We start from the raw sequence: 322 nt of genomic DNA, 5'->3' as shown, positions 1-322 counted from the left end.
GCTGCACATCGACATCCGCTGGCTCCTGGACCGGCAGGAGGAGCTCCTCGGCAACGAGCTGGGCGTGCTGGACTACTCCGGTCTGGTGGCCGCGGTCGCCCGGCACCGGGTGAACACCCCGGCGTTGGCGACCGACGAGCCGGACGCGTACTGGCGGTCGGCTGCGCTGCTGGAACAGATCGTGCTGCTGCGCCCGCTGCCGGCCAGGAACGAGTACTTCGGCTACGGCGTGGCGGTGGCCTACATCCGGGCCTCGGGCCAGGACGTGGACACCGCCTTCGAACCCTGGCGCGACCTGATCACCGACATCCGTACGCTGCGC

Annotated in this window: 1 protein-coding gene; it reads left to right on the top strand. The window is 70.5% G+C overall.

The window, feature by feature from the left end; translation table 11 throughout:
- Position 1: 1 nt before the first annotated feature.
- A partial coding sequence (locus IF88_RS0139730) for a hypothetical protein (RefSeq protein ID WP_030724533.1) occupies positions 2-322 on the top strand: 321 nt, incomplete at its 3' end.

Origin of the sequence: Streptomyces sp. NRRL F-2580 (genome assembly GCF_000720115.1) — a bacterium.
Lineage (GTDB): Bacteria > Actinomycetota > Actinomycetes > Streptomycetales > Streptomycetaceae > Streptomyces.
The sequence above is the reverse complement of the archived record's forward strand: the minus strand, read 5'-3'. Positions and strand labels throughout refer to the sequence as shown.